This window comes from Aliiroseovarius lamellibrachiae, from assembly GCF_018599245.1.
Lineage (GTDB): Bacteria > Pseudomonadota > Alphaproteobacteria > Rhodobacterales > Rhodobacteraceae > Aliiroseovarius > Aliiroseovarius lamellibrachiae.
Window position 1 is genome coordinate 289,497 of record NZ_JAHEVJ010000003.1, and the last position, 25,615, is coordinate 315,111.

Here is a 25,615-nt window from a genome sequence, read left to right on the forward strand (position 1 = left end):
ATGTTTAAGAAAATTCTGATTGCCAACCGGGGTGAAATTGCTTGCCGCGTGATGGAAACGGCCCGCAAATTGGGTGTGGCCTCTGTGGCCGTCTACTCGGACGCTGACGCCGGTGCGCGCCATGTGATGATGGCGGATGAGGCGGTGCATATTGGCCCGCCACAGCCTGCGCAAAGCTATCTGAAGGGGGATGTGATCATTCAGGCCGCTTTGGACACAGGTGCCGAAGCGATCCATCCGGGCTATGGTTTCCTGTCGGAAAACCCGGATTTTGTGGATGCGGTGGAAGCGGCTGGGCTGGTGTTCATCGGACCAAGTGCGGATGCGATCCGCAAGATGGGTCTGAAAGATGCCGCCAAAAAACTGATGGTCGAGGCGGGTGTGCCTGTTGTGCCGGGCTATCACGGTGAAAACCAGGAGCCTGCGTTTTTGGCCGAAGAGGCCGTGAAGATGGGCTATCCAGTGCTGATCAAAGCGGTGGCTGGCGGCGGCGGTAAGGGCATGCGCCGCGTTGATGATCCTGCTGATTTTGCGGATGCTTTGGCCTCGGCCCAGGGTGAGGCGCAAACCGCCTTTGGCAACGCTGATGTCCTGATTGAGAAATACATTCTAAGCCCCCGCCACATCGAAGTTCAGGTGTTTGGCGATGGCACCCAAGCGGTGCATTTGTTCGAACGCGACTGTTCCTTGCAACGTCGCCACCAAAAGGTGATCGAAGAGGCCCCCGCGCCTGATATGACCGAAGAGGTCCGCGAAGCGATGGGGCAGGCCGGTGTGTTGGCGGCCGAAGCAATTGGGTACAAAGGCGCCGGGACGGTTGAGTTTATCGTTGACGGGGCCAACGGGCTGCGCCCCGACGGGTTCTGGTTCATGGAAATGAACACCCGCCTTCAGGTCGAACACCCCGTGACCGAGGAAATCACCGGCGTTGATCTGGTGGAATGGCAATTGCGTGTCGCCTCGGGTGAAGGTCTGCCAAAACAGCAAGATGAGCTGAAAATCAACGGTCACGCCTTTGAGGCGCGCCTTTATGCGGAAGATGTGCCAAAGGGGTTCTTGCCCGCCACAGGTACGCTCACACATCTGAAATTCCCGGTGGGGGCGCGATCCGACACTGGTGTGCGCTCTGGCGATACGATCAGCCCGTTTTATGACCCGATGATTGCCAAGATCACCGTGCATGCGGCCACCCGTTCGGCGGCGTTGCGGATGATGTCCACAGCACTGGCCAAGACCGAGGTGGCTGGCTCTGTCACCAATTTGGCCTTTTTGGGCGCGTTGACCCGGCATGAAGGCTTTGCCAATGGGGACGTGGACACCGGCCTGATTGAACGCGATTTGGATGCGCTGACCTATGAACCGGGTCCGACGCTGGGCGATATTGGGGCTGCGGCCCTTTGCGCATTGGATCTGTTGAAGCGAAAGGGATCGGGCTTTACCCTTTGGGGCGGCTTGAACCATTTCGTGACGCTGACGCATGGGGACGAAAGCTATGACATCGTTGTCACCTCATTTGGGGCCGATCGCCATGTGATCACTGTGAATGATGATAAGATCGAAGCCACCTGTCTCAATGGTCAATGGAGCATGGGCGACGACCGTGGGCCGCGCGTGGCGAAAGCCGGCAATGTGATCACCGTGTTTGCACAGTCTGGCTTGGAATTCCACATGGCCGATCCGCTGGATCGTGACACAGGGGTCGGTGCCGGGGCTGGCGTGATTGAGGCACCTATGCCGGGGCTTGTGAAAGCGGTCTTTGCCAAAGCGGGCCAAGAGGTGAAACAGGGCGACCGGTTGGCGATCTTGGAAGCCATGAAAATGGAACACTCGCTTGAGGCCGCGCGTGACGGTGTTGTGGCTGAGGTGCTTTGTGCGGATGGCGATCAGGTCGAAGCGGGTGCCCCGCTTGTGCGTTTGGAGGAAGAGGATGAGTGATACGCCTTTTCGCCTTCACCATGTGCAATATGGGCGTTCGTTCCGGGTGTTGTGGTTGATCGAAGAGATCGGGCTTGAGGCCACTTTGGGCGTGCCGCTTGAGGTGATCCGCTATCAGATTGGGTCCAAGGAAATGGCGACGGGGGGCTTGGCAAAAGTCTCTCCGGCGACGCGCATTCCGGCGTTGGAAATTGGCGATTTGGTGATGAGCGAAAGTGGCGCCATCACCGAATATCTGGTGGAAACTTACGCGCCGCGCTTAGGCGTGGCTATTGGTCAGGCGGGCCGTACGGACTATCTGCAATGGATCCACTATTCTGAAACCATGGCGAGCCTGATTGAACAGCTGAACCTGCAGATGGTGTTTTTGCGCCCGCCTGCCAAAGCCAGCCCGATTGTGATCAAGCTGAATGTCGCGCGGTTGCGTCATACGCTCGCGGGGATGGAGGCGCGGCTTGAGGGGCGTGATTGGTTGTTGGATCAGGGCTTTTCGGCTGCGGACATTATGATGGGGTTCAACCTGTTTGCCGCCCCCTATTATGTAAATCTTGAACAATTTCCGAACCTTATCGCCTATAAGGCGCGGATCGAGGCGATGGCATCGTATCAGCGTTGTGTGGCGCGCGAAGGTGAGCAGACGTTTTATGCGCAGGACTTCTATCCTGTGCCTGAGGAGTAAATACCCATGGATCAGATCGAGATTTTTGAGGTTGGCCCGCGCGACGGGTTGCAAAACGAAAAACGCCAGATCCCAACCGCGGAAAAGATTGCCCTTGTGGATCTTTTGTCCGGGGCAGGGTTCAAACGCATTGAAATCGCCAGTTTTGTCAGCCCCAAATGGGTGCCGCAAATGGCCGATAGCGCGGATGTTCTGGCGGGCATCACCCGCGCGCCTGGCGTTTCGTATGCTGCATTGACCCCCAATATGCGTGGGTTTGACGGGGCGATGGCGGCCAAAGCGGATGAGATTGCTATTTTTGGCTCCGCCAGCGAGGGGTTTTCGCAGGCCAACATCAATTGTTCGATTGAGGAAAGCCTTGAGCGGTTCAAGCCCATTGCAGAGGCCGCAAAAGTCGCAAAAGTGAAAATGCGCGGCTATATCTCTTGCGTGACAGACTGCCCATATGATGGGGAAACCGCGCCGGAACAGGTGGCGTGGGTGGCGAAAAAGCTGATCGACATGGGCTGTTATGAAATCAGCCTTGGCGACACGATTGGACAGGCCACGCCTGAGAAAATCAACAAGATGTTGGAGGCTGTTTTGGGCGTGGCGGGGCCTAAGATGTTTGCGGGTCATTATCATGACACGTCAGGGCGCGCTTGCGACAATATTGAAGCGTCCATCGCCAAAGGCCTGCGTGTCTTTGATGCGGCTGTGGGCGGCCTTGGTGGCTGTCCCTATGCGCCCGGCGCGCAGGGCAATGTGGCGACTGAGGCGGTGCATGATCGCGTGGTATCCTTGGGCATGACCACCGGGTTGGATCGCGAAATACTAGAGCGCGGGGCCGAAATGGCGCGTGCGATGCGGATTGAGGGTTAAGCCATGAATTATGAAACCATTTCAATCACCACGGATGATCGTGGTGTTGCGACGCTGCTGCTGGACCGGGCCGAAAAGCACAACGCCATGAGCGCGCAGATGATCGAAGAGCTGACCCATGCGGCCCATGCGCTGGGCACAGATGACAGCGTGCGCGTGGTGATCTTAACCGGCGATGGTAAAAGCTTTTGTGCCGGTGGTGATCTGCGCTGGATGCAGGACCAAATGGCGGCGGATCCGGTCACGCGCGGCATCGAGGCCAAAAAGCTCGCGATGATGCTGAACGCCTTGAATGTCATGCCAAAACCGCTGATTGCCAAGGTGCAAGGACAGGCGTTTGGTGGCGGTGTGGGCATGGCGTCCGTGTCGGATGTGTCCATCGGTGTGACAGGCGCAAAATTTGGCCTGACCGAAACGCGGTTGGGCCTGATCCCTGCCACCATCGGCCCCTATGTTTTGGCCCGGTTGGGCGAGGCAATGGCGCGGCGGGTGTTCATGTCGGCACGGATATTTGACGCCGAAGAGGCCGTCACTTTGGGCCTTTTGGCAAAGGCTGTGGCGCCAGAGGATCTGGACGCGGCCATTGAGGCTGAGGTGAAACCCTATCTGAGTGTGGCGCCCGGTGCCGTGGCCGAGGCCAAAGCGCTTGCGCGTCGACTTGGGCCACCGATCACGGAAGAGATCATTGATGAGACGATTGCAGGTCTGGTCGCGCGCTGGGAAAGTGCTGAGGCGCAAGAAGGCATCGCCGCGTTCTTTGCCAAAGAAAAGCCAAGTTGGCAGTCATAGCGCGCGGACCACGACCGGGACCGGTTAATCCTGATTGATTTTCTGGGTCTTTGGGGCGGGTGAGTCTCTTTTCAAGGGCTATGAAACAAAAGAGGGCATCTTTTTGCGGGTGCCCTTGAAAATTTTGGTTAACATGTGATGAAGGCGGGACTGCGCAAGGTCCTGAAACTTGTCGAAAAACCCTTGTAAACAAAGGTATGCTTCACATGTGACGCGCGGTCTTGCGCTATCATTCATCTGTTTGAATATGTACCCCGATTGGTTGACCCTGACCCTGTGCGGCGGTAAACCGCACATAGCTAGCGAATGCGTGTTTGCCCAGATATGGGCCGCATAAAAGGAGCCACACGTGGAAGACCTTCTTCGGGAATACCTCCCAATCATTATTTTCCTCGGACTTGCCATTGTGATCGGACTTGTTCTGATCATCGCCGCGATGGTCTTGGCAGTTCGCAACCCCGACCCTGAAAAACTGAGCGCTTACGAATGCGGGTTCAACGCATTTGATGACGCGCGGATGAAGTTTGACGTCCGGTTTTATCTGGTGTCGATCCTGTTCATCATTTTTGATCTCGAAATCGCGTTTCTTTTCCCTTGGGCTGTGGCCTTTAAGGGTGTCGGACTGGTCGGTTTCTGGTCGATGATGGTGTTCCTTGGCGTGCTGACCATTGGGTTTGCATATGAGTGGAAAAAGGGAGCGCTCGAATGGGAGTGATTTCAGAGGGCATTCAAACAGGCGCGAACACGGCGCAGGGCGACCGCGAACATGCGACCCGTTTGTTGAACGATCAGCTGGCCGATAAAGGCTTTTTGCTGACCACCACCGATGACATTATCAACTGGGCCCGCACCGGGTCTTTGCACTGGATGACCTTTGGTCTGGCGTGCTGTGCGGTTGAAATGATGCATGCGTCGATGCCGCGCTATGATCTGGAACGCTATGGCGTTGCCCCGCGCGCCTCCCCGCGTCAGTCGGACGTGATGATTGTGGCCGGGACGTTGACCAACAAAATGGCCCCGGCGCTGCGCAAGGTTTATGACCAGATGCCGGATCCGCGTTACGTGATCTCGATGGGATCTTGCGCAAATGGTGGTGGCTATTACCACTATTCTTATTCGGTTGTGCGTGGCTGTGACCGCATTGTGCCGGTCGACATCTATGTGCCGGGTTGCCCCCCCACCGCTGAGGCGTTGGTGTACGGTATCCTGCAACTGCAACGCAAAATCCGCCGCACCGGCACGATTGCGAGGTAAGAGATGAGTGAAGCCCAAAAAACCGCAAGCCTGAACGAACTGGGTGCTCTGCTCGATGCAAAGCGCCCTGATTGTGTTGCGTCATGGGAGGTTGCCTTTGGCGAGTTGACCGTGACTGTGCCGCTTGCAGGTATTCCAGCGTTTATCGAGTTTTTAAAGACCGACAAGGCCTGCAAATTCTCAAGCTTGGTGGATATCACCGCGGTGGATTACCCAACGCGCGAAGAGCGTTTTGACGTGGTGTATCATTTCCTGTCGATGTACACCAACCAACGCATCCGTGTGAAAGTTGCCGTGCGCGAAGATGAAATGGTGCCGTCAATCACCGAGGTTCACCCATCGGCCAATTGGTTCGAACGCGAAGTCTTCGACATGTTCGGGATCTTGTTCACCGGCCACCCTGATCTGCGCCGTATTCTGACCGACTATGGCTTTCGTGGCTTCCCGCTTCGCAAGGATTTCCCAACCACGGGCTATACCGAAGTGCGTTATGACGAAGTCGAAAAGCGCGTTGTCTATGAGCCCGTGTCGCTGACGCAGGAATATCGCCAGTTTGACTTTATGTCCCCATGGGAGGGTGCAAATTACATCCTGCCGGGTGATGAAAAATCCGACGAGGCTAAGTAAATTAATGGCTTTGCTGATCGAGTTCACCGAATTGCTGACCGCGTCACTTTTGCTGTTCGCGGCATCGCCCATTTCTAAAAATAGCTGCCCGTCACCTTTACGCGTGATTTGCACCAATAAACGGGGAGAGGGTCTATGATGGACGGCTCCAAAGGTTTCGAAGACGCCCAAAGCGGCGAACAGAAAATCCGCAATTTCAATATCAACTTTGGCCCGCAACACCCCGCCGCACACGGTGTGCTTCGCATGGTGCTGGAGCTGGATGGCGAGATTGTTGAGCGTGCGGACCCGCACATCGGTCTCTTGCATCGCGGCACCGAAAAGCTGATGGAAAGCCGGACGTATCTGCAAAACCTGCCGTATTTTGATCGGTTGGATTATGTGGCGCCAATGAACCAGGAACACGCTTGGTGTCTGGCGATCGAAAAACTGACAGGGGTAGAGGTTCCGCGTCGCGGGTCGCTGATCCGGGTTCTGTTTTCCGAAATCGGCCGCATCCTGAACCACCTTCTGAACATCACCACGCAAGCCATGGATGTGGGCGCGTTGACGCCGCCGCTTTGGGGCTTTGAAGAGCGTGAAAAGCTGATGATTTTCTATGAACGGGCCTGTGGTGCGCGCCTGCACGCAAACTACTTCCGTCCCGGCGGTGTGCATCAGGATCTGCCAGAGGATCTGATCAACGACATCGAGACTTGGGCCAATGAATACCCCGCCAAGATGGACGATATCGACGGGTTGCTGACCGAAAACCGCATCTTTAAACAGCGCAACGCCGATATTGGTGTTGTGACCGAAGAAGAGATCCTTGACTGGGGGTATTCCGGTGTCATGGTGCGTGGTTCCGGCCTTGCGTGGGATCTGCGTCGTGCGCAACCCTATGAATGTTATGATGAATTTGACTTCCAGATCCCCGTTGGCAAGAACGGCGATTGCTATGATCGCTATCTTGTGCGGATGGAAGAGATGCGCCAGTCGCTGTCGATCATTCACCAAGCCATCGCCAAACTGCGCGCGCCCGAGGGCCAAGGCGACGTTATGGCCCGCGGCAAGCTGACCCCGCCCAAACGTGGCGAGATGAAACGCTCGATGGAAAGCCTTATTCACCACTTTAAACTCTATACCGAAGGGTTCCACGTTCCGGCCGGCGAAGTTTACGCCGCAGTGGAAGCGCCAAAAGGAGAGTTTGGTGTCTATCTGGTCGCCGATGGAACGAACAAACCGTATCGTTCGAAAATCCGCGCGCCCGGATATTTGCACCTGCAATCAATGGACCATGTGGCCAAGGGCCACCAGCTCGCCGACGTTGCCGCCATCATCGGCACCATGGACGTCGTGTTTGGGGAGATCGACCGCTAATGCTTCGCCGTCTGCATCATGAACAGCCCGAAAGCTTTGCTTTCACACCCGCCAACCAGGCTTGGGCCGAAGGGCAAATCACCAAATACCCCGAGGGGCGTCAGGCCTCTGCTGTGATCCCGCTTTTGTGGCGTGCGCAGGAACAAGAAGGGTGGCTGACCAAGCCTGCCCTTGAAGCGGTCGCAGATATGCTCGACATGGCGTATATTCGCGTGCTCGAAGTGGCGTCGTTTTACTTTATGTTCCAATTGCAACCGGTTGGCTCCGTGGCCCATATCCAAATCTGCGGCACCACGTCCTGCATGATTTGCGGGGCCGAGGATTTGATTGGGGTCTGTAAAGACAAGATTGCCCCCACCCCGCACACCGTGTCGGCGGATGGCAAGTTTAGCTGGGAAGAAGTTGAATGTTTGGGCGCCTGTACCAACGCGCCAATGGCCCAGATCGGCAAGGATTACTTTGAAGATCTGACCGCCGAAGGCTTTGGCAAGATGATCGACGAGATGGCCGCCGGTGGCGTGCCTGTTCCTGGCCCGCTGAACGGTCGTTACGCATCAGAGCCTTTGTCGGGTCTGACCACGCTGACCGAATATGAAAGCGGTAAAACCAAATATAATGCCTCGGCCCAGCTGGCCACCGATATTGGCGACAGCATCAAGCGGATCGACGGCACCGAAGTGCCTTTGTTGACCCCTTGGCTTGGCAAAAACGCGACGTCCGGCAAGGCGACCCCGCCGAAAGCGGCCGCCATGGGCAAGCCAGCCAATCAACAGGAAAAGGCGGCCAAACCCGCGGCTGAAAAGGCGCCTGCGAAAGCGGCAGCCAAACCCGCAGCGAAGAAGGCCAAAGCCGATAAAGCCGAAGCAGCCACCTCGGCTGTGACGGGTACCCCGAAAAAACCCCGCACGATGAAAGCGCCGCGCAAAGCGGGTGCAGATGATCTGAAACAGCTGAAGGGTGTTGGCCCCAAGCTGGAGACCACTCTGAACGAGCTTGGGTTCTGGCACTTTGACCAGATCGCAAAATGGAGTGCCGACGAAATCGCGTGGGTGGATGATAATTTGAGTTTCAAAGGTCGCATTGAGCGTGATGGCTGGATCGACCAAGCCAAGACTTTGGCCGAGGGCGGGGAAACCGCATTTTCGAACAAAGTGAAAAAAGGCAAGGTTTACTAAGGATTACTTCTTTGACGATACGTCTGGGACATAAAAAGCAACTAAGGCAAAAGCCAGCGCATCCCAGCGTGTCATTTCGCACGTCCACATTTATCAACGGGGAATTGGACTATGAGTAATCAAGAAACCGGGCTGTTTTCATGCCGAAACACATGCTGGATCATTGGCGCGCTTTTGGGCGTGGCGGTGTATCTGGTGCTTGGCTGTGGCATTGTGGCGCTGATTGTTGCCGCGATTGTTGGGGTTGGGGCGGCATTTTTGCTGCAGAAACTCTTTTGTGGTGAGGTGGCCGAGGCCAGCCCATCATCGCGCGCACCTATGGCAAGGTCATCGGCGGCGTCTTCAACGACCTCTGCAACTGGCACGTCCGCACCCGCGAGTGCAACGCCTGCGTCCGCAGCGCCCTCTGCGCCGGCATCAGCCGTCGACAGTGCGGCCTTGAACGCGGCACCTGTTGATGCAAAGGCAACAGAAGAAGCGGCGGAACCGGCAGCACCGAAAGCGGCGCCAAAGAAGGCGGCAGCAAAGGCAACGCCGGCCAAGGCGGCGCCTGCGGCAAAAGATGAGCCAAAAACCACAGCGGCGAAAAAGCCTGCTGCGAAAAAGGCCAAGGCGGACACGGTGAAAACCGAGGCTGCGGGTCCCACAGGAAAACCCAAAAAACCACGGACCATGAAAGCGCCGCGTAAAGCCGGCGCGGATGATCTGAAACAGCTGAAAGGTGTTGGGCCTAAGCTGGAACAGACCTTGAATGAGCTGGGTTTTTGGCATTTCGATCAAGTCGCCAAATGGGGCGCGGACGAAATTTCCTGGGTCGATGATAATTTGAAGTTTAAAGGCCGGATCGAACGAGATGGCTGGGTAGATCAAGCAAAAATCTTGGCAGAGGGCGGCGAAACCGCATTTTCCAACAAGGTCAAAAAAGGCAAGGTTTACTAAGGAATGAATATGGCAACTGACCCACATCATAAGACGGGCCGCGAGGGGCGCATGGCAGGACTTGTCATCGCCATGACCGGCGCGTTGTGGGTTGGGGCCTCTTGGGTTGGGAAAAGCTATGGGTGGTCTATGCGGACCATGGCCCTGGTGGATCTGATGGCCCTTGCCGGGTTCGTATTTGGCCTGGTTGTAACGTATCGGATCTGGCGCAAGTCGCGCCAGCATGACGAAGGATAAGAGCGAATGCTGCAGGATAAAGACCGGATCTTTACCAACCTTTACGGTATGCATGACCGTACTTTGGCGGGTGCACAGGCGCGTGGCCATTGGGATGGAACCGCCGGGATCATCAAAAAAGGTCGTGACTGGATCATTGATCAGATGAAAGCCTCGGGCCTGCGGGGTCGTGGTGGTGCGGGTTTCCCGACCGGTTTGAAATGGTCTTTCATGCCGAAGGAAAGCGATGGTCGTCCGTCCTATTTGGTGATCAATGCGGATGAGTCAGAGCCCGGCACCTGTAAAGACCGCGAGATCATGCGCCATGATCCGCACACATTGATCGAAGGGGCGCTGATTGCCTCTTTCGCGATGAACGCCAACACCTGTTATATCTATATCCGTGGTGAATATATCCGCGAGCGTGAAGCGCTTCAGGCCGCGATTGATGAGGCCTATGACAAAGGTATGATCGGCAAGAACGCCGCTGGATCCGGTTGGGATTTTGACCTCTTCCTGCATCACGGCGCGGGCGCCTATATCTGCGGCGAAGAAACGGCGCTTTTGGAAAGCCTCGAAGGTAAAAAAGGCATGCCACGCATGAAGCCGCCGTTCCCTGCGGGGGCGGGTCTTTATGGCTGTCCAACCACGGTGAACAACGTGGAATCGATTGCGGTTGTGCCGACGATCCTGCGTCGTGGACCGGAATGGTTTGCGGGCTTTGGTCGCGCGAACAACGCGGGCACCAAGATTTTCGGCATTTCAGGTCACGTCAACAACCCTTGTGTGGTTGAAGAGGCGATGTCGATCACATTCGAAGAGCTGATCGACCGTCACTGTGGCGGGATCCGCGGTGGCTGGGACAATCTGAAGGCCGTGATCCCCGGTGGGTCCTCGGTGCCTTGTGTAACCGGCGAAAACATCCGCGATGCGGTTATGGATTTTGACGGGTTGCGCGAAAAGGGGTCGTCGCTGGGCACCGCCGCTGTCATTGTCATGGACAATTCCACCGACATCATCAAAGCGATCTGGCGTCTGTCGAAATTCTATAAACACGAAAGCTGCGGCCAGTGTACGCCGTGCCGCGAAGGCACCGGTTGGATGATGCGCGTGATGGATCGTTTGGTCAAAGGCGAGGCGCATATCGACGAGATTGACATGTTGCTGTCCGTGACCAAGCAGGTTGAGGGCCACACCATTTGTGCGCTTGGCGATGCGGCCGCGTGGCCAATCCAAGGCTTGATCAAGAACTTCCGCGGTGAAATCGAAGACCGCATTCGGGTGAATAAACAGGGTCAGGTCAGCGTCGCCGCTGAGTAAGACCTCATAGGGATAGGGCAGAATTACAGGTTATGAACATTGTGATGCATCATAGTAACATCTTGAACACAGGCGTTAAATCTCTTGTGGGTGGGGCTTGTTATTGCATGACAAAGGGGGGCACCCCCATCTCCTTTTTTAGAAAAGGAGATCTTTCATGACCAAATTTAAAACCCTTCTGACCTCGGGCGTTTTTGTGTCCCTTGCCAGCGCGGCTTTTGCGGTGGATTACACCGCGATGCGCAATGATGCGCGGGTGCATAACGAGCTTTTGGGCGCGTCGATTGCCTATTTGATCGATGAAAATTGCCCTGATTTGAGCTTGCGCAAGTTCCGCCTGCTCAACAAAGCGTATCAGTTGCAAAAACACGCAAATACGCTGGGCTATAGCTTGGGTGAGATTACAAAATACGTGGACAGCAAGGTAGAGCAGGACCGGTTCCGGGCCATCGCCGAACCGATGTTGGCCAAACAAGGCGCCCGTAAGGGCAATGCCGAAAGTTACTGTGCGGTTGGCCGTGCAGAAATCGCAAAAGGGTCCTTCGCCGGAAAGCTTCTCGCGGACTGACAAGGGCAAGACAAGGGCAGGGGGCAGGTGCCCCTTGCGGGATGAAAAGGGACCGTGATGAGCGACCTGAAAAAGATCGTCATTGACGACATGGAAGTTGAAGTAGATGGCGCAATGACGCTGATCCAGGCCTGTGAAGTGGCCGGGGTCGAAGTGCCGCGTTTTTGCTATCATGAACGCCTGTCGATCGCTGGCAACTGCCGTATGTGTCTGGTTGAGGTTGTGGGCGGTCCGCCCAAGCCCGCCGCCAGCTGCGCGATGCAGGTGCGCGATTTGCGCCCTGGTCCCGAAGGGCAAGCCCCTGTCGTTAAGACCAATTCACCCATGGTGAAAAAGGCGCGCGAAGGTGTGATGGAATTCATGCTGATCAACCACCCGCTGGATTGCCCAATCTGTGACCAGGGTGGCGAATGTGACCTTCAGGATCAGGCAATGGCTTATGGTCTGTCGGGGTCGCGCTTTACCGAACAAAAACGCGCTGTCGATGATTTGGATCTGGGACCGCTTGTCGCGACCACCATGACCCGCTGCATCAGCTGTACCCGTTGCGTACGTTTTACATCCGAAGTCGCTGGCATCACCCAGATGGGCCAAACCGGTCGCGGTGAAGACGCCGAGATTACCAGCTATCTGAACCAGACGCTGAACAGCAACCTTCAGGGCAACATCATTGATCTCTGCCCGGTGGGCGCGCTGACCTCAAAACCCTATGCCTTTACCGCCCGCCCGTGGGAGCTGACCAAAACCGAAACCATCGACGTGATGGACGCGCTTGGGTCTAACATCCGCGTGGACACCAAGGGGCGCGAAGTGAAACGCATTCTGCCGCGCAACCATGACGGCGTGAACGAAGAGTGGATTTCGGACAAAACCCGTTTCGTTTGGGACGGTCTGCGCCGTCAACGTCTGGATACACCTTACATCCGTGAAAACGGCAAACTGCGCAAAGCCTCTTGGGGCGAAGCGCTGTTAGCTGCGGCCACAGCGATGAAGGGCAAGAAGGTTTCTGGTCTGATCGGTGATCTGGCGTCAACCGAGATGGCATTCTCGCTTAAGACCCTTATCGAAGGTCTGGACGGCAAGGTGGAATGTCGCGTGGACAACGCGCGTCTGCCAACGGACAGCCGCTATGGCTATGTGGGGGATGCGTCGATCGAAGATATTGATGATGCGAAATTCATCATGCTGGTCGGTTCCAACCCTCGCATGGAAGCGCCAGTTCTGAACGCGCGCATTCGCAAGGCCTGGACCAAAGGGGCCACCATTGGTCTGATCGGCGACGCCGTTGATCTGACTTATGACTACGCACATCTTGGCAATGACCGTGCAGCGCTTGAGAAACATCTTGGCACCGAACATGGTGCGGTGATGGATCAGCCAAGCCTTGTGATCGTTGGCATGGGCGCGCTGCGCGAAGCCGATGGCCTTGCGGTTCTGGCGGCGTCGATGAAGCTTGCTGAAGAAACCAATTCAAAACTGATGGTTCTGCACACCGCAGCTGGCCGCGTTGGCGCGCTGGATGTGGGGGCTGTGACTGAAGGTGGCATTGAAGCGGCGACGACCGGCGCGGATGTGATTTTCAACATGGGTGCCGACGAGATCGACATCGATGCAGGCCCAACCGTGATTTACATGGGCAGCCACGGGGATCGTGGTGCGCACCGCGCGGATATCATCCTGCCCGGTGCGGCCTATACGGAAGAGGCGGGCCTCTTTGTGAACACCGAAGGGCGTCCACAATTGGCACAACGTGCCGCCTTCCCGGTTGGGGATGCCAAAGAAAACTGGGCTATTCTGCGGGCGTTGTCGGCAGAGCTTGGCGCAACCCTTCCATGGGACAGCATGGCGCAACTGCGTCAGGCCATGGTGGCCGCTGTGCCACATCTAGCCCAAGTGGATCAGGTTATTGAAAACGAGGTAACACCGCTGACGGTTGGCACGCTTGGCAAAGCAAGCTTCCGCTATGTGGTGGGTGATTATTACCTGACCAACCCGATCGCTCGGGCGTCAGAAGTGATGGCCGATTTGTCAGCACAAGCCCGCGGGCGTGTTGCTGACAAAATGGCGGCTGAGTAAAGACAAGACAAGGATCCAAATGATGCGCAAGGCAGGATTACAGGCGATACTGACTGGGGCCGCGACAGCGGGTCTTTTGTCGGCCTGTGTTCAGCCAGCCGCGCAAAGTCCCGATGCGAAAAAACCTTTCACGCCTAAGTATTTGGGCGTAGAGACACAGCTTCTGGATGGGGATCTGGTGAATTTTCGCGTGGCCATGATGGGCGCGCGAGAACGCGAAGATGTGGCGGCATATGGGAAATGTGCTGCCGCGCAATATGCGCTTATTCGCGGGTACGGTTTTGCCCGCCATGTGCGCACAAATGTAGATGAAAATGGCAAGCGCTGGACAGGCGATGCGGCTTATGTGATTTCAGCCGCGCTTCCCAAAGGTCTGAAAACGATCGACGCGGAAGTGACTGTTCAGAATTGTCTTGAAAACGGAATACCGACGGTCTGAGGGCATGAAGAGATATGTATGAATTCTTCACGACAACCAACCTAGGCATCGCGCTTTTGATCATTGGTCAGTGTTTGCTGATCGTGGTCCCACTTTTGGTGGCGCTGGCCTTTCTGCTCTATTTTGACCGCAAGGTCTGGGCAGCTGTGCAATTGCGAAAAGGCCCCAACGTTGTTGGTGCTTTTGGGGTGCTGCAAAGTTTTGCGGACTTCATCAAATATGTGTTGAAAGAGATTGTGGTGCCCGCAGGGGCTGACAAGTTTGTCTTTTTCTTAGCTCCTTTGATGAGCTTCGTTCTGGCGATGCTGGCCTGGGCGGTGATCCCGTTCAATGACGGCTGGGTGCTGGCGGATGTAAACGTCGCAATTCTCTTTGTGTTCGCGGTGTCTTCTTTGGAAGTCTACGGCGTGATCATGGGGGGGTGGGCGTCAAACTCCAAATACCCGTTCCTCGGATCATTGCGTTCGGCGGCACAGATGATTTCTTACGAAGTCTCAATCGGGTTGATCATCATTGGTGTGATCATCACCACAGGATCGATGAACTTTGGTGACATCGTGATGGCACAAGATGGCGCGGGTCTGTTCAGCTGGTATTGGTTGCCGCATTTCCCGATGGTGTTCCTGTTCTTGATCTCGGCTTTGGCGGAAACAAACCGTCCGCCGTTTGACCTTCCAGAAGCGGAATCGGAATTGGTGGCTGGGTATCAGGTTGAATATTCCTCGACCCCATTCCTTCTGTTTATGATCGGCGAATATGTGGCCATTGTGCTGATGTGTACGCTGATTTCGATCCTGTTCTTCGGCGGCTGGTTGTCACCGGTTGAGGCGCTTCCGGATGGGTTCTTCTGGCTGGCGATCAAGATTTTCTTCTTCTTCTTCGTCTTCTCGATGATCAAGGCGATCACGCCGCGTTACCGTTACGATCAGCTGATGCGCATTGGTTGGAAAGTCTTCCTGCCGCTGTCACTGGCCTGGGTTGTTCTGGTCGCATTCTTTGCCCAATACGGGGCGTTCTGGGGCACTTACGCCCGCTGGACAGTGGGGGGCTGATCGATGGCTTTTGATTACGCACGCGCAACAAAATACTTCCTGCTGATGGATTTTGTGAAAGGCTTTGGGCTGGGGTTGAAATACTTCTTTGGTCCCAAGGCCACGCTGAACTATCCGCATGAAAAAGGGCCATTAAGCCCGCGTTTTCGTGGTGAACACGCGCTGCGCCGCTATCCCAATGGGGAAGAGCGTTGCATCGCCTGTAAACTGTGCGAAGCGATTTGTCCGGCCCAAGCGATCACCATTGACGCGGAACCCCGTGATGATGGATCGCGCCGCACCACGCGCTATGACATCGACATGACCAAATGCATCTATTGCGGGTTCTGCCAAGAAGCTTGCCCTGTGGATGCGATTGTCGAAGGGCCGAACTTTGAATTTGCCACCGAGACCCGCGAAGAGCTGTTTTACGACAAAGAAAAACTGCTTGAAAACGGGGAACGCTGGGAAGCTGAAATTGCCCGCAACCTTGAATTGGATGCACCGTACCGATGAACGATTTCTCCAAACTATATGCGCAGATGATGGAGCAGGGGCAGGAGATGCTCCGCAACTTCAATCCTGCGTTGGAGACGTTTAAGCCCCAGGGCTTTGACAAGCTTATGCCCACCATGCCGAAAGACATGATGGATATGATGTTTGGCAATGCCTTTAACAAAGATGGTCTGGACGCAAAGACACGCATGTTGGTCACTTTGGCTGGCTTGACCGTGCTTGGGTCACAAGCCGACGCACAAGTCAAAGTGACCGTGCGTCACGCGCTTGAAGCTGGGGCCACTGAAAAAGAGATCGCGGAAGTGATCTATCAAATGTCGATGCTCGGCGGCCTTCCGGCCATGACCCGGGCCTTAGAACTGGCGCAAGCTGTGTTTGACGAAAATGAGGAGGGGAACGCATGAGCGTTGCCGATTACGCTTTTTACCTCTTTGCCCTGACCACGGTCACGGGTGGATTTTTCACCGTTATGGCACGCAACCCCGTGCATTCGGTTTTGTGGTTGATCACGGCCTTTGTGGGCGCAACCGGTCTTTTCGTGCTGCTTGGTGCGGAATTTGTCGCGATGCTGTTGATGATTGTTTACGTCGGCGCGGTGGCGGTTCTGTTCTTGTTTGTCGTGATGATGCTGGATGTGGATTTTGCTGAGCTGAAGGCCGAGATTGCACAGTCCTTGCCGATCGCGATGCTGATCGGTGTCGTCTTGCTGATGGAATTGGGCACGATCTTTGGCACCTGGGTGTTTGCAGATGGGGCCGAGGCCGCGCGTCAATCGATCACGCCAGCGATTTCAGAAATCCACAACACCGAGGCGCTGGGTCTGGTGCTTTACACCGACTACATCCTCTTGTTCCAACTCTCCGGCCTGATCCTTTTGGTCGCGATGATTGGGGCGATTGTGCTGACACTGCGTCACCGTACCAATGTGAAACGCCAGAACGTGATTGCACAGATGCACCGCGATCCGGCGCAAGCGATGGAAGTCATCGACGTGAAACCGGGGCAGGGTCTGTGACCATGACTTTGGAACAAACATACGAATGGAAGGGGTCGGCGATCTGCGCCACCCGAGAAGGGAACAGGACATAATGGTTGGACTAGAACATTATTTGGGCGTCGCGGCGGCTTTGTTCGTCATCGGCATTTTCGGGCTGTTCCTGAACCGCAAGAACGTCATCATTTTGTTGATGTCGATCGAGCTGATGCTTTTGGCGGTGAACATCAACCTGGTGGCCTTTTCAAGCTATCTGGGGGATCTCACCGGTCAGGTATTTACCCTCTTTGTGCTGACAGTGGCCGCGGCTGAGGCCGCAATTGGCCTTGCGATCCTCGTCAGCTTCTTCCGTAACCGCGGCTCTATTGCCGTGGAAGACGTCAACGTGATGAAAGGCTGAGGCAATGGCAGCACAGATCGTTCTCTTTGCGCCGCTCATTGGTGCGCTGATCGCGGGCTTCGGCCATCGCGTGATCGGGGACAAAGGCGCGCAGGTGGTTACCACCGCGCTTCTCTTCCTCGCGGCGGCCTTGTCGTGGTCGATTTTCTTTGGGCTTGAAGAGCCGCAAACCGTACACCTGATGAACTGGGTGCAATCGGGCAGCTTGACGGTGGATTGGTCGATCCGATTGGATCGTCTGACCGCCATCATGTTGATCGTTGTGACCACGGTGTCATCTTTGGTTCACCTTTATTCCATGGGTTACATGGCGCATGACCCGCAGTTTGAGGGCGAAAGTTATCGCCCCCGGTTCTTTGCCTACCTTAGCTTCTTTACCTTCACCATGCTGACGCTGGTGACCTCGGACAATCTGTTGCAGATGTTCTTTGGTTGGGAAGGCGTGGGTGTGGCCTCATATCTGTTGATCGGCTTCTACTATAAGAAACCATCGGCAAATGCGGCGGCGATCAAAGCCTTTGTGGTCAACCGTGTGGGGGACTTTGGCTTTGCGCTTGGCATCTTCGGCCTTTTCTATATGACCGACAGCATTCGTTTCGACGATGTGTTTGCGGCCGTCCCGATGTTGGCTGAGAAGAACATCACCTTCCTCTGGACAGAATGGAACGCAGCGAACCTTCTGGCGTTCCTCTTGTTTGTCGGCGCGATGGGCAAATCAGCCCAGCTGTTCCTGCACACTTGGTTGCCGGACGCGATGGAAGGCCCGACCCCTGTGTCGGCGCTGATCCACGCAGCAACCATGGTGACCGCCGGTGTCTTCCTTGTCTGTCGCATGTCGCCGTTGATGGAGCATGCACCTGAGGCCACCGCGTTCATCACCTTCTTGGGAGCAACCACAGCGTTTGTCGCCGCAACCATCGGTCTGGTGCAAAACGACATCAAACGCGTGATTGCCTATTCAACCATGTCGCAGCTTGGTTACATGTTTGTGGCGGCGGGCGTGGGTGTGTACTCGGTTGCGATGTTCCACCTGTTCACACACGCGTTCTTCAAGGCGATGTTGTTCCTTGGGGCCGGTTCGGTCATTCACGGAATGCATCACGAACAGGACATGCGGAACTATGGCAACCTGCGTAAGAAACTGCCTGTGACCTTCTGGGCGATGATGATCGGCACGTTGGCCATCACCGGTGTTGGCATTCCGCTGATCACCTTTGGTGGGCTTCCCATTGGTTTCGCAGGCTTCCTGTCGAAAGACGCAATTATTGAGAGCGCCTATGCGGGCACCAGTGGCGGTTACGCCTTCTGGATGCTGGTGATTGCGGCGCTGTTCACCAGCTTCTACAGCTGGCGTCTGATGTTCATGACCTTTTATGGCAAGCAACGCGGCGACAAGCATACGCATGATCAGGCGCATGAAAGCCCGCTGGTCATGACCATCCCATTGGGTGTTCTGGCGCTTGGGTCGATCTTTGCTGGTATGATCTGGTACGGTTCGTTCTTTGGCGATCACCACAAGCTCAACCACTTCTTTGGCATCGAAAGCCACGAAGTGGCGGCGGCCCCTGCGGCGGATGGACATGACGCGGCCCCTGCGGACGATCATGCCCCCGCTGCAACAGCGGATCACGGAACGGATCACGGCGAAGCAATGACCCATGCTGCCCCAATGGGCGCGATCTACATGGCACCGGACAATCATGTGATTGACGATGCGCACCATTCGCCCAAATGGGTGAAAGTGTCACCGTTCATTGCGATGGTCATCGGCTTCATCGTGGCGTTCTGGTTCTATGTTGTGAACACAAGCCTGCCCAAGCGGCTGGCGGCCACCTTCCCATTTGTCTATCAGTTCCTGCTGAACAAATGGTACTTTGACGAGATCTATGACGTGCTCTTTGTGAAACCAGCCTTTGCCATTGGACGCTTCCTTTGGAAACGCGGGGACACGCAGACCATTGACGGTTTCCTGAACGGCGTGGCGATGGGCATTGTGCCTTGGTTCACCAAAATGGCGGGTCGGGCACAGTCCGGTTACGTCTTCACCTATGCCTTCGCGATGATCATCGGTATCGTCGCCCTGGTCTCACTCATGCTTCTGAACGGTGGGTCGCACTAATGAACAACCTGCTTTCCATCATTACCTTCTTGCCGTTGGTGGCGGCTGTTATCCTTGCGCTGTTTCTGCGCGGTGACGACGAGGCCGCGGCGCGTAACGCCAAGTGGCTGGCCCTTGCGGCCACGGTCGCAACCTTCCTCTTCTCGCTGCTGGTCCTTATTGGATTTGACAGCGCCGACACGGGCTATCAGTTCGTGGAAGAGGCGGACTGGATCATGGGTCTGAAATACAAAATGGGTGTCGACGGGATTTCGGTTCTGTTTGTGATGCTCACGACCTTTGTGATGCCGCTGACAATTTGGGCGAGCTGGGGCGTGAAAACCCGCGTGAAGGAATACATGATTGCGTTCCTTCTTCTCGAAACCCTTATGTTGGGCGTCTTTATGGCGCTGGATCTGGTGCTGTTTTACCTGTTCTTTGAAGCAGGCCTGATCCCTATGTTCCTGATCATCGGCATCTGGGGCGGGGCCAACCGCATCTATGCGTCATTCAAATTCTTCCTCTATACCTTCGTCGGCTCGGTTCTGATGCTGGTCGCCATGGTCTATATGGCGCTGGAGGTGGGCACGGATTTCGAAGTTCTGGCCCATCACCAGTTTGACAGCGAGACCATTTCGATCTTGGGCATTCAAATTGTCGGCGGGGTCCAAACGCTGCTGTTCTTGGCCTTCTTTGCCTCGTTCGCGGTGAAAATCCCAATGTGGCCGGTGCATACCTGGTTGCCGGACGCGCACGTTCAGGCGCCCACGGCGGGGTCTGTGGTTCTGGCGTCGATCATGCTGAAAATGGGGGGCTATGGGTTCCTTCGTTTTAGTTTGCCGATGTTCCCGGTTGGGACAGAAACCTTGGCCACGTTCGTGTTGTGGATTTCTGTGATCGCCATCGTCTATACTTCTTTGGTGGCGTTGGTTCAGGAAGACATGAAAAAACTGATCGCCTATTCATCGATCGCGCACATGGGCTATGTCACGGCGGGGATCTTTTCGCTGAACCAACAAGGTCTGGACGGGGCGATCTTTCAGATGGTCAGCCACGGGTTTGTTGCCGGCGCATTGTTCTTATGTGTGGGGGTCATTTACGACCGAATGCACACGCGTGAGATCAGTGCCTATGGCGGCCTTGTAAACCGGATGCCGGCCTATGCGCTGATCTTCATGTTCTTTACCATGGCCAATGTGGGGCTTCCGGGCACCTCTGGATTTGTGGGCGAGTTCCTGACGCTTGTGGGCATGTTCAAAGCCAACACTTGGGTTGCTTTTGTGGCCACTTCGGGCGTGATCTTGTCCGCTTCCTATGCGCTTTACCTGTATCGCCGCGTCGTCTTTGGCGACCTGATCAAGGAAAGCCTGAAAGCGATCACTGACATGGACAAACGCGAGCGGATGATCTTTGCGCCGCTGGTCGCCATGACCCTTCTTCTTGGTGTCTATCCAAGCCTTGTGACCGATATCATCGGCCCCTCGGTTGAGGCACTTCTTTCCAACTATCACGCCGCGATCCCGACCGAACTGGTCGAGGCCGCCGTGTCCACGTCGCACTAAAGGGGACGGATATGAGCTCTGTCGACATTCAAACGGTTCTGCCTGAGATCCTCTTGTCGGTCTATGCCATGATCGCCCTGTTGGGCGCGGTCTATACCGGCAAAGATGCATTGGCCAAACCAATCACTTGGATCACCGCGGGCGTTATGGTGGCGATTGCCATCATGATCGCAGGCGGGTCGGGGGCCACATCGGCCTTTAACGGCATGTTCCTTGACGATGCTTACGCACGATTTGCCAAAGTCGCGATCTTGCTTGCCGCCGCCGCTGTGTTGGTGGTGGGCGAGGCGACAATGGCACGTCGTGGCATCCTGAAATTTGAGTACCCCATCCTTGTGGCCTTGGGCACTGTTGGGATGATGATGATGGTGTCTGCGGGCAACTTGATGTCCCTTTACATGGGGCTCGAGCTTCAATCCTTGTCGCTTTATGTTGTTGCGTCCTTGAACCGCGACAGCTTGAAATCGACCGAGGCAGGCATGAAGTATTTTGTCCTTGGGGCACTGTCCTCTGGTCTGCTGCTTTACGGTTCATCTTTGGTCTACGGCTATGCGGGCACCACGGATTTCGCCGGGATCCTTGCGGCGGCAAACGATGGCCACGTTGGCCTTGGTATGCTGATCGGTCTGGTCTTTGTGGTCACGGGTCTTGCCTTCAAAGTGTCGGCTGTGCCGTTCCACATGTGGGCGCCAGACGTTTACGAAGGCGCGCCCACCCCGGTCACCGCCTTTTTTGCAACAGCCCCCAAAATGGCCGCGATGGGCCTGTTTGCCCGCGTGATGTTTGATGCCTTTGGCAATGCCATCTCGGATTGGAGCCAGATCATCGCGTTGATGGCCGTGCTTTCCATGTTCCTTGGCGCCTTCGCCGCGATCGGCCAAACCAACATCAAACGCCTGATGGCTTATTCCTCCATTGCCCACATGGGTTTTGCGTTGATGGGCTTGGCTGCTGGCACCGAATTTGGTGTGCAGATGATGCTGCAATATATGGCGGTTTATGTGGCCATGAACGTCGGCACCTTTGCCTTCATCATGTCGATGGAACGCGATGGCCGTCCGGTCACAGATATCTCTGCCCTGAAGCAACTTGCCTCAACTGAGAAAGTAAAGGCTTTGGCGATGTTGACCCTGATGTTCTCGCTGGCCGGTGTGCCACCGATGCTTGGCTTTTTTGCCAAATACGGTGTGCTGATTGCCGCTGTGAACGCGGGCATGACTTGGCTTGCCGTTGCGGCCGTGATCGCATCGGTCATCGGCGCCTTTTACTACCTGCGCATCGTTTACTTCATGTATTTCGGTGACGAGGCTGAGGGTGTGGAAATCAATATGTCCCCCGCCGCTTGGGCCGCTCTGATGGCGTCAGCTGTGATTGTGATGGTTGGCTTTGTGAACTTCTTTGGCATCGAGGGTGCGGCACAGGCTGCAGCGGCGGCTCTTGTCAAATAACGGGCCCGATGATTGGCCTGCAGGCGTTGGTCGAAACATCCTGACCAGCGTTGACAGCACAAATGAAGAGGCCCGGCGTATCGCGCCGGGTCTTCTTGGTCCAACATGGATCTTGGCGCAGGAACAAACCAAGGGCAGGGGCCGTCGTGGCCGTGCCTGGACCGCGCCCAAAGGACATTTCTCAGCCACATTGGTCATGCGCCCGGCGGAGCCTCCGCAGCAGGTGGCATTGCGCAGTTTTGTGGCCTCGTTGGCCTTGTTTGATGCATTTGTGGCGGCGTGCGGACGCCCCGCACCATTTGCGCTTAAATGGCCAAATGATGTGCTGCTCAACGGCGGCAAAGTTGCGGGCATTTTGCTTGAAAGCGCGGGCATGGGCGAAGGCGTAAGCCATATTGCCATCGGCGTCGGGGTGAACCTTCTGGACGCTCCAAAATCTGAGCAAGTTGAGGACGGCGCCGTGGCCCCGGTCAGCTTGGCTGGGGAAACCGGTGCCATTGTGACCCCGGAGGAGTTTCTGGACCTCTTGGCGCCCGCGTATCACCACTATGAAACACAGTTCACCACCTATGGCTTTGCCCCCATTCGCGAAGCATGGCTGGCCCGTGCCGCCCGCTTGGGCGAGACAATCACCGCACGTACCATGCACACGGAAACCGTGGGGCGCTTTGACACGGTGGACGAGGCGGGCAACCTTGTTCTATCTACACCCAAAGGCCGCGAGGTGATCCCCGCCGCCGAGATTTTCTTTTAGGGGGCAGACATGCTTCTGGCGATTGACACTGGTAACACAAACACCGTTTTCTCGATCTGGGACGGCGAGAAATTCCTGTGCACGCTGCGCACATCGACCCACCATTCGCGCACGGCGGACGCCTATTTCACATGGTTTTCCACGCTGATCAGCCACTATGGGATCAGGCCGGATATCACTGGGGTGGTTATCTCGTCCACAGTCCCGCGTGTGGTTTGGAACTTGCGCGTCTTTGCAGATCGCTTCTTTGGGTGCCGCCCGCTTGTGGTGGGGAAACCCGATTGCCTGTTGCCCATTCAGCCACGCGTAGACGAGGGGACCGTGCCGGGACCTGATCGGTTGGCAAATGCGGTCGCGGCCTTTGAACGCCACGGCGGCGATTCAATGGTTGTTGATTTTGGCACGGCGACAAATATTGATGTGGTCGCCAAAGATGGCGCCTATATTGGCGGTGTGATTGCGCCGGGTGTGAACTTGTCGCTTGGCGCTTTGCATCAGGGTGCGGCCGCACTTCCGCATGTGGATGTGACCCAACCGGACAAGGTGATTGGGACCAATACCGTGGGCTGTATTCAGTCCGGGATTTTTTGGGGCTATGTGGGGCTTGTTCAGGGTTTGATTGTCCGGGTGAAAGAGGAATATGGCGTGCCAATGAAAGTGATTGGCACCGGTGGCCTCGCCCCCTTGTTTGAACAGGGCGAACACCTTTATGACGTGATCGAAGACGACCTGACCATGCACGGGCTGATCAGGATTTATGACTATAACAAAGAGCAGGGCAACATATGACCGCTGACCGCCTGATTTATCTACCTCTCGGGGGTGCCGGCGAGATCGGCATGAACGCTTATGTCTATGGCTATGGCCAGCCGGGCAAAGAACGTCTGATCCTTGTGGATCTGGGCGTGACCTTCCCGGATATGGACACAACGCCGGGTGTAAACCTGATTATGCCAGATGTGACATGGCTTGAGGAAAACGCCGACCGGCTTGAGGCGGTGTTTATCACCCATGCCCATGAAGACCACGTTGGGGCAGTTGGGCGTTTGTACCAAAAACTAAAAGCGCCCATCCACGCCCGCCCCTTCACCCGCTTTCACGCGCAACGCAAGATGGAAGAGGCAGGCCAAGTGGCCGAGGCTGTGATCGCCGCCGATATCTATCCGCAGGTGATCAAAGCCGGGCCGTTCAGCGTGTCTTATCTGCCGCTTAGCCACTCGATCCCGGAAAGTGCCGGGCTGATCATCGACAGCCCCGCGGGCCGTGTGGTGCATACGGGCGACTTTAAGCTGGATGAGAACCCCGTGCTTGGGGATGCGTTCGACGAAACCCTGTGGCGCGAGATTGCAAAGCCAAAAGATGGCCGCCGCGTGAAAGCGCTGGTTTGTGACAGCACCAATGTGTTTTCAAATAACCCCGGCCGATCTGAATCCGAGGTTGGGCCCGAGCTGGTCAAACTGATCAAAGGCGCCGACAAAATGGTGGTGGCAACCACCTTTGCGTCAAACGTCGCGCGGGTCAAACAGCTGGCCGAGGCAGGCGTCGCCGCTGGCCGTTCTGTGTGTTTGCTGGGGCGCTCCATGCAACGGATGATCATGGCGGGCGAAGAAACCGGCGTGTTGGGCAAATTCCCCCACACAATCTCGGTCGAAGACGCCCGCGACGTGCCGCGCGATAACCTGATGCTGATCGTGACCGGAAGCCAGGGTGAACGCCGGGCGGCTTCGGCCCAATTGGCACGCGGTAAATATCTGGGGCTGAGCATGAAAGAGGGCGACATGTTCCTTTTCAGCTCCAAAACCATTCCAGGCAATGAACGCGGCGTGATCCGGATCATGAATGCCTATTCGGAAATGGGTGTGGATGTGGTCGCTGAAAATGACCGTTATCATGTGTCTGGCCATGCCAACCGCCCGGATCTTGAGCGGGTGCATGAGATGATCAACCCCGAAATGGTGATCCCTATGCATGGCGAACACCGCCATCTGCGCGAACACACACGGCTTGCCGAAGACGCAGGGCGCAAAGCGATGGTTGTCGTGAATGGTGCCATGTGTGATCTGACCGGGGACGCGCCGCATATTGTGGAACATGTGGAAGCAGACCGTGTGTATCTGGATGGAAACATCCTGATCGGCGCTCTTGACGGGGTTGTGCGCGACCGGATCCGTATGGCGCTGAATGGTCATGTGATTGTGAACGTGATTGTCGAAGGTGACGAGCCGCTGGGCGAGCCTTGGGTGGAAATTATGGGCCTGTCCGAATTGGGCAGCTCAAAAGCGCCCTTGGTGGATATTCTCGAAGAAGACCTTGGTCAGTTCCTGATGCGGGCCGGTAAGAAAACCCTGCGTGACGACGACAAATTGGGGGATGAGCTAAAGCGCATCGCCCGCAAGTCGACCAATGACGAGATTGGACACAAGCCAGAAGTGACTGTTGTTGTCAGCCGGTTAGAGTAGTTAAATCCCAATAGCTTAGATATCTGAAACGCCCCTTCCTTTGGTTGGGGCGTTTCCATTTGTAATCACGATTTTTCGACCAGCCAAAAGCAAACGCCCCAACCAAAGGAAGGGGC

The 25,615-nt window shown here is 56.0% G+C and carries 26 protein-coding genes; all 26 read left to right on the top strand.

Going from position 1 to position 25,615, the window contains the following annotated elements; genetic code table 11:
* The 26 genes from KKW20_RS07200 (at position 1) to KKW20_RS07325 (ending at position 25,499) form a co-directional block, all read left to right on the top strand.
* Entirely contained in the window at positions 1 to 1,935 is a 1,935-nt protein-coding gene (locus KKW20_RS07200) for an acetyl/propionyl/methylcrotonyl-CoA carboxylase subunit alpha (protein ID WP_214567191.1), read from the top strand.
* A complete protein-coding gene (locus KKW20_RS07205; RefSeq protein WP_214567192.1) occupies positions 1,928 to 2,614 on the top strand; it encodes a glutathione S-transferase family protein in 687 nt (228 codons plus the stop codon). The genes KKW20_RS07200 and KKW20_RS07205 overlap by 8 nt, the downstream gene beginning before the upstream one ends.
* Before the next feature lie 6 nt (positions 2,615 to 2,620).
* Positions 2,621 to 3,475, top strand: coding sequence for a hydroxymethylglutaryl-CoA lyase (locus KKW20_RS07210; RefSeq protein ID WP_214567193.1), 855 nt, complete (start codon positions 2,621 to 2,623; stop codon positions 3,473 to 3,475).
* A gap of 3 nt (positions 3,476 to 3,478) precedes the next feature.
* Positions 3,479 to 4,264, top strand: a complete 786-nt coding sequence (locus KKW20_RS07215; RefSeq protein ID WP_214567194.1) for a crotonase/enoyl-CoA hydratase family protein — start codon at positions 3,479 to 3,481, stop codon at positions 4,262 to 4,264.
* 349 nt (positions 4,265 to 4,613) lie between these two features.
* Positions 4,614 to 4,979, top strand: a complete 366-nt coding sequence (locus KKW20_RS07220; protein ID WP_214567195.1) for an NADH-quinone oxidoreductase subunit A — start codon at positions 4,614 to 4,616, stop codon at positions 4,977 to 4,979.
* Positions 4,970 to 5,518, top strand: a complete 549-nt coding sequence (locus KKW20_RS07225) for a NuoB/complex I 20 kDa subunit family protein (RefSeq protein WP_214567196.1) — start codon at positions 4,970 to 4,972, stop codon at positions 5,516 to 5,518. The genes KKW20_RS07220 and KKW20_RS07225 overlap by 10 nt, the downstream gene beginning before the upstream one ends.
* A gap of 3 nt (positions 5,519 to 5,521) precedes the next feature.
* Entirely contained in the window at positions 5,522 to 6,145 is a 624-nt protein-coding gene (locus tag KKW20_RS07230) for an NADH-quinone oxidoreductase subunit C (protein ID WP_214567197.1), read from the top strand.
* A gap of 138 nt (positions 6,146 to 6,283) precedes the next feature.
* A complete protein-coding gene (locus tag KKW20_RS07235; RefSeq protein ID WP_214567334.1) occupies positions 6,284 to 7,504 on the top strand; it encodes an NADH-quinone oxidoreductase subunit D in 1,221 nt (406 codons plus the stop codon).
* Positions 7,504 to 8,679 (top strand): NADH-quinone oxidoreductase subunit E, encoded by a 1,176-nt coding sequence (locus KKW20_RS07240; RefSeq protein WP_214567198.1) that lies wholly within the window; start codon positions 7,504 to 7,506, stop codon positions 8,677 to 8,679. Before KKW20_RS07235 ends, KKW20_RS07240 begins: the two co-directional genes overlap by 1 nt.
* A gap of 111 nt (positions 8,680 to 8,790) precedes the next feature.
* A complete protein-coding gene (locus KKW20_RS16545) occupies positions 8,791 to 9,618 on the top strand; it encodes an NADH-quinone oxidoreductase subunit E (protein ID WP_246534494.1) in 828 nt (275 codons plus the stop codon).
* Between the two features lie 9 nt (positions 9,619 to 9,627).
* On the top strand, positions 9,628 to 9,855 hold the full coding sequence (locus KKW20_RS07250; protein ID WP_214567199.1) for a DUF5337 domain-containing protein: 228 nt from the start codon (positions 9,628 to 9,630) through the stop codon (positions 9,853 to 9,855).
* A 6-nt stretch (positions 9,856 to 9,861) separates the two neighbouring features.
* Positions 9,862 to 11,154 (top strand): NADH-quinone oxidoreductase subunit NuoF, encoded by a 1,293-nt coding sequence (nuoF, locus tag KKW20_RS07255; protein WP_214567200.1) that lies wholly within the window; start codon positions 9,862 to 9,864, stop codon positions 11,152 to 11,154.
* Between the two features lie 157 nt (positions 11,155 to 11,311).
* Positions 11,312 to 11,722 (top strand): DUF5333 domain-containing protein, encoded by a 411-nt coding sequence (locus KKW20_RS07260; protein WP_214567201.1) that lies wholly within the window; start codon positions 11,312 to 11,314, stop codon positions 11,720 to 11,722.
* A 57-nt stretch (positions 11,723 to 11,779) separates the two neighbouring features.
* Positions 11,780 to 13,798, top strand: coding sequence for an NADH-quinone oxidoreductase subunit NuoG (nuoG, locus tag KKW20_RS07265; protein WP_214567202.1), 2,019 nt, complete (start codon positions 11,780 to 11,782; stop codon positions 13,796 to 13,798).
* 22 nt (positions 13,799 to 13,820) lie between these two features.
* Positions 13,821 to 14,237, top strand: coding sequence for a hypothetical protein (locus KKW20_RS07270; RefSeq protein ID WP_214567203.1), 417 nt, complete (start codon positions 13,821 to 13,823; stop codon positions 14,235 to 14,237).
* Between the two features lie 14 nt (positions 14,238 to 14,251).
* Complete coding sequence (gene nuoH / locus KKW20_RS07275; protein WP_214567204.1) at positions 14,252 to 15,289, top strand: NADH-quinone oxidoreductase subunit NuoH; 1,038 nt, start codon at positions 14,252 to 14,254, stop codon at positions 15,287 to 15,289.
* A 3-nt stretch (positions 15,290 to 15,292) separates the two neighbouring features.
* A complete protein-coding gene (gene nuoI / locus KKW20_RS07280; protein WP_214567205.1) occupies positions 15,293 to 15,784 on the top strand; it encodes an NADH-quinone oxidoreductase subunit NuoI in 492 nt (163 codons plus the stop codon).
* Complete coding sequence (locus tag KKW20_RS07285; RefSeq protein ID WP_214567206.1) at positions 15,781 to 16,188, top strand: carboxymuconolactone decarboxylase family protein; 408 nt, start codon at positions 15,781 to 15,783, stop codon at positions 16,186 to 16,188. The genes nuoI and KKW20_RS07285 overlap by 4 nt, the downstream gene beginning before the upstream one ends.
* Positions 16,185 to 16,799 carry an NADH-quinone oxidoreductase subunit J gene (locus tag KKW20_RS07290; RefSeq protein WP_214567207.1) on the top strand — a complete coding sequence of 205 codons (615 nt, stop codon included), beginning with the start codon at positions 16,185 to 16,187 and terminating at the stop codon, positions 16,797 to 16,799. Before KKW20_RS07285 ends, KKW20_RS07290 begins: the two co-directional genes overlap by 4 nt.
* Before the next feature lie 73 nt (positions 16,800 to 16,872).
* The gene (gene nuoK, locus KKW20_RS07295) at positions 16,873 to 17,178 is read left to right on the top strand and encodes an NADH-quinone oxidoreductase subunit NuoK (protein ID WP_055191590.1); all 306 of its coding nucleotides are present in this window, start codon (positions 16,873 to 16,875) and stop codon (positions 17,176 to 17,178) included.
* A gap of 4 nt (positions 17,179 to 17,182) precedes the next feature.
* The gene (gene nuoL / locus KKW20_RS07300) at positions 17,183 to 19,297 is read left to right on the top strand and encodes an NADH-quinone oxidoreductase subunit L (RefSeq protein WP_214567208.1); all 2,115 of its coding nucleotides are present in this window, start codon (positions 17,183 to 17,185) and stop codon (positions 19,295 to 19,297) included.
* On the top strand, positions 19,297 to 20,838 hold the full coding sequence (locus KKW20_RS07305) for an NADH-quinone oxidoreductase subunit M (protein WP_214567209.1): 1,542 nt from the start codon (positions 19,297 to 19,299) through the stop codon (positions 20,836 to 20,838). Before nuoL ends, KKW20_RS07305 begins: the two co-directional genes overlap by 1 nt.
* 11 nt (positions 20,839 to 20,849) lie before the next feature.
* Positions 20,850 to 22,286, top strand: a complete 1,437-nt coding sequence (nuoN, locus tag KKW20_RS07310) for an NADH-quinone oxidoreductase subunit NuoN (RefSeq protein ID WP_214567210.1) — start codon at positions 20,850 to 20,852, stop codon at positions 22,284 to 22,286.
* Positions 22,276 to 23,040, top strand: a complete 765-nt coding sequence (locus KKW20_RS07315) for a biotin--[acetyl-CoA-carboxylase] ligase (RefSeq protein WP_214567211.1) — start codon at positions 22,276 to 22,278, stop codon at positions 23,038 to 23,040. The genes nuoN and KKW20_RS07315 overlap by 11 nt, the downstream gene beginning before the upstream one ends.
* 9 nt (positions 23,041 to 23,049) lie before the next feature.
* A complete protein-coding gene (locus KKW20_RS07320) occupies positions 23,050 to 23,829 on the top strand; it encodes a type III pantothenate kinase (RefSeq protein WP_214567212.1) in 780 nt (259 codons plus the stop codon).
* Complete coding sequence (locus KKW20_RS07325) at positions 23,826 to 25,499, top strand: ribonuclease J (RefSeq protein ID WP_214567213.1); 1,674 nt, start codon at positions 23,826 to 23,828, stop codon at positions 25,497 to 25,499. The genes KKW20_RS07320 and KKW20_RS07325 overlap by 4 nt, the downstream gene beginning before the upstream one ends.
* Positions 25,500 to 25,615: the final 116 nt, after the last annotated feature.

Bases quoted from the DNA above. Each gene is read 5' to 3' on its own strand.
- KKW20_RS07200 (WP_214567191.1), top strand. From the start codon at position 1: ATGTTTAAGAAAATTCTGATTGCCAACCGGGGTGAAATTGCTTGCCGC.
- KKW20_RS07205 (WP_214567192.1), top strand. From the start codon at position 1,928: ATGAGTGATACGCCTTTTCGCCTTCACCATGTGCAATATGGGCGTTCG.
- KKW20_RS07210 (WP_214567193.1), top strand. From the start codon at position 2,621: ATGGATCAGATCGAGATTTTTGAGGTTGGCCCGCGCGACGGGTTGCAA.
- KKW20_RS07215 (WP_214567194.1), top strand. From the start codon at position 3,479: ATGAATTATGAAACCATTTCAATCACCACGGATGATCGTGGTGTTGCG.
- KKW20_RS07225 (WP_214567196.1), top strand. From the start codon at position 4,970: ATGGGAGTGATTTCAGAGGGCATTCAAACAGGCGCGAACACGGCGCAG.
- KKW20_RS07230 (WP_214567197.1), top strand. From the start codon at position 5,522: ATGAGTGAAGCCCAAAAAACCGCAAGCCTGAACGAACTGGGTGCTCTG.
- KKW20_RS07235 (WP_214567334.1), top strand. From the start codon at position 6,284: ATGGACGGCTCCAAAGGTTTCGAAGACGCCCAAAGCGGCGAACAGAAA.
- KKW20_RS07240 (WP_214567198.1), top strand. From the start codon at position 7,504: ATGCTTCGCCGTCTGCATCATGAACAGCCCGAAAGCTTTGCTTTCACA.
- KKW20_RS16545 (WP_246534494.1), top strand. From the start codon at position 8,791: ATGAGTAATCAAGAAACCGGGCTGTTTTCATGCCGAAACACATGCTGG.
- KKW20_RS07250 (WP_214567199.1), top strand. From the start codon at position 9,628: ATGGCAACTGACCCACATCATAAGACGGGCCGCGAGGGGCGCATGGCA.
- nuoF (WP_214567200.1), top strand. From the start codon at position 9,862: ATGCTGCAGGATAAAGACCGGATCTTTACCAACCTTTACGGTATGCAT.
- KKW20_RS07260 (WP_214567201.1), top strand. From the start codon at position 11,312: ATGACCAAATTTAAAACCCTTCTGACCTCGGGCGTTTTTGTGTCCCTT.
- nuoG (WP_214567202.1), top strand. From the start codon at position 11,780: ATGAGCGACCTGAAAAAGATCGTCATTGACGACATGGAAGTTGAAGTA.
- KKW20_RS07270 (WP_214567203.1), top strand. From the start codon at position 13,821: ATGCGCAAGGCAGGATTACAGGCGATACTGACTGGGGCCGCGACAGCG.
- nuoH (WP_214567204.1), top strand. From the start codon at position 14,252: ATGTATGAATTCTTCACGACAACCAACCTAGGCATCGCGCTTTTGATC.
- nuoI (WP_214567205.1), top strand. From the start codon at position 15,293: ATGGCTTTTGATTACGCACGCGCAACAAAATACTTCCTGCTGATGGAT.
- KKW20_RS07285 (WP_214567206.1), top strand. From the start codon at position 15,781: ATGAACGATTTCTCCAAACTATATGCGCAGATGATGGAGCAGGGGCAG.
- KKW20_RS07290 (WP_214567207.1), top strand. From the start codon at position 16,185: ATGAGCGTTGCCGATTACGCTTTTTACCTCTTTGCCCTGACCACGGTC.
- nuoK (WP_055191590.1), top strand. From the start codon at position 16,873: ATGGTTGGACTAGAACATTATTTGGGCGTCGCGGCGGCTTTGTTCGTC.
- nuoL (WP_214567208.1), top strand. From the start codon at position 17,183: ATGGCAGCACAGATCGTTCTCTTTGCGCCGCTCATTGGTGCGCTGATC.
- KKW20_RS07305 (WP_214567209.1), top strand. From the start codon at position 19,297: ATGAACAACCTGCTTTCCATCATTACCTTCTTGCCGTTGGTGGCGGCT.
- nuoN (WP_214567210.1), top strand. From the start codon at position 20,850: ATGAGCTCTGTCGACATTCAAACGGTTCTGCCTGAGATCCTCTTGTCG.
- KKW20_RS07320 (WP_214567212.1), top strand. From the start codon at position 23,050: ATGCTTCTGGCGATTGACACTGGTAACACAAACACCGTTTTCTCGATC.
- KKW20_RS07325 (WP_214567213.1), top strand. From the start codon at position 23,826: ATGACCGCTGACCGCCTGATTTATCTACCTCTCGGGGGTGCCGGCGAG.